The sequence below is a fragment of the Micromonospora phytophila genome (assembly GCF_023656545.1).
In the GTDB taxonomy this organism is placed as follows: Bacteria; Actinomycetota; Actinomycetes; order Mycobacteriales; family Micromonosporaceae; genus Micromonospora; species Micromonospora phytophila.
Genome location: NZ_JAMOKF010000549.1, coordinates 1 through 2,175, shown reverse-complemented (window position 1 = coordinate 2,175; position 2,175 = coordinate 1). Strand labels below are relative to the sequence as shown.

3 protein-coding genes are annotated in these 2,175 nt (G+C 74.7%); all 3 read right to left on the bottom strand.

Translation table 11 applies throughout. The features are described 5' to 3' along the window. Positions 1-71: 71 nt before the first annotated feature. Positions 72-770, bottom strand: a complete 699-nt coding sequence (locus tag NCC78_RS31070; protein WP_250798991.1) for an HAD family hydrolase — start codon at positions 768-770, stop codon at positions 72-74. A gap of 79 nt (positions 771-849) precedes the next feature. Next, a complete protein-coding gene (gene hemQ, locus NCC78_RS31065) occupies positions 850-1,551 on the bottom strand; it encodes a hydrogen peroxide-dependent heme synthase (RefSeq protein ID WP_250798990.1) in 702 nt (233 codons plus the stop codon). Beyond that, positions 1,548-2,175, bottom strand: a 628-nt coding sequence (locus tag NCC78_RS31060; protein WP_250798988.1) for a protoporphyrinogen/coproporphyrinogen oxidase, incomplete at its 5' end; no start/stop codon positions are given. The genes NCC78_RS31060 and hemQ, both read right to left, overlap by 4 nt.

The window sequence follows — 2,175 nt, the reverse complement described above, 5'->3', positions numbered from 1 at the left end:
GGATCGGCCGAACGCCCCGCCCGGGGGTGCCTGGCGGCGGTCGGGTCGGCGAGGCCGGCCCGGCCGCCCGGTCAGCGCCGGGCGAGGCGGGCCGGCAGGTCGAACAGCGAGTCCAGGCGACGCCCGGCGGGCACCGGGTACCGACCGGCCGGGTCGATCAGGAACGAGCGGATGCCGACCGACTCCGGGCCGGTGAAGTCCGCGCCGAAGGTGTCACCGACGAAGACCGCCGAGGACGCCGGCACGCCGAGAGCGTCCAGCGCGGCGGCGTAGATCGCCGGATGCGGCTTGCGCCAGCCGACCTCGACCGAGGTGACCACCGCGTCGACCAAGTGCGCCACCCCCATCGCGGCCAGGTGCCCGGGGACCAGGTCGGCCCGGTGGGTGTTGGTGACCACGGCCAGCCGGTGCCCGGCGGCGAGCCGCCCGACCAACTCCACCATGCCGGGCGCGCACCGCACGCCGCCGTTCCACTCGGCGAGGTACGTCGTCACGAACGTCTCCACGTCGGCGGCGACCGGCTCACCCCCGAGCACCCGGGCCAGGAACTCCGCGCCCAGCTCGGTCATCGAGAACTCGCGGTCGTCGGCGTCGCTGCGCCGGTCGAACTCGGCCGACACGGCCGACCAGGTGGCCAGGAACTCCGGATAGGTCAGCGACGCGCCCCAGCCGGCCAGCAGCGCGTGGCTGCCCGCGTACCCCTGGTCGGTGCGGCTGGGTGAGTAGTCCACCAGGGTCCCGAAGAAGTCGAGCAGGAGATGCGTCGTCATCGCCGCATCCTGCCAAGGTGGACACCGCTCGGCGGGCGGGGGTGCCGGGCTCGCCGGGACACCCCCACGTCACCCCCGGTCAGACCAGGCAGTTGACGATCTCGGCGACCGAGCGGCGGCGGCCCGTGTAGAAGGGGATCTCCTCCCGGACGTGCCGGCGGGCGCCGGAGGCCCGCAGGTCGCGCATCAGGTCGACGATCCGGTGCAGCTCGTCGGCCTCGAAGGCGAGCATCCACTCGTAGTCGCCGAGCGCGAACGAGGCGACCGTGTTGGCCCGCACGTCCGGGTAGCCGCGCGCCAACCGGCCGTGCTCGGCCAGCAGCTCGCGCCGCTCGGCGTCCGGCAGCAGGTACCACTCGTACGAGCGGACGAACGGATAGACGCAGAGGTAGGGGCGGGGCTCCTCGTTGGCGAGGAACGCCGGGATGTGGCTCTTGTTGAACTCGGCCGGCCGGTGCAGCGCCATCTGCGACCAGACCGGGGTCAGCGCCCGGCCCAAGGTGGTGCGGCGGAACCGCAGGTAGGCGTCCTGGAGCGCGTCGCTGGAGGCGGAGTGCCACCAGATCAGCACGTCCGCGTCGGCGCGCAGGCCGGAGACGTCGTACGTGCCGCGGACCACGACGTCCTTGCCGGCCAGCTCCTCGAAGAGGCCCTCGACCTCGGCGGTGACGTTGTCGCGCAGGGACGGCAGCGGGCTGCTGGCCCGGTACACCGACCACATCGTGTAGCGGATCCTGGCGTTGAGTTCCCGCAGCCGGGCCGCGTTGGTCTGCTCGGTCATGTCCCGGAACCTCCCAGTGCTGTGATGATCTCTTCGGCCGCCGTCTCCCCGGAGCGGACGCAGACCGGGATGCCGACCCCGTCGTAGCCGGCCCCGGCCAGGACCAGGGTCGGGTGGTCCGTCCGCAGGACGGCCCGCGCCGCGGCCACCCGCCCGGCGTGACCCGGGGTGTACTGCGGCAGGGACCCGCCCCAGCGCTGCACGTGCCCGGCGACCGGCGCCGGCAGCGACACGCCGAGCACCGCCGACAGCTCCCGGTGCACGGTGGCGGCGAGGTCGCTGTCGGTGCGCTGCACCTGCCGCTCCTCGCCGTACCGGCCGACCGAGGCGCGGACCAGGGCCAGCCCGTCCGGGCGGCGCAGGTGCCCCCACTTCGTGGTGAAGAAGGTCGACGCCTTGACCAGCAGCCCCTCGGTGCCCGGCACCAGGAAGCCGGAGAGCCGCGGCAGCTCCGGCTCGGGCAGCGCCAGGGTGACCAGCGCGACGCTGGCGTAGTCGAGCCCGCCCACCCCCGCCGCCGCCTCCGGCGCGCAGCCGGCGAGCAGCCGCGCCGCCGGCCGGGCCGGCACGGCCAGCACCACGGCGTCGACGTCGACCAGCTCCGGGTCGCGGGTCGGCCCGACG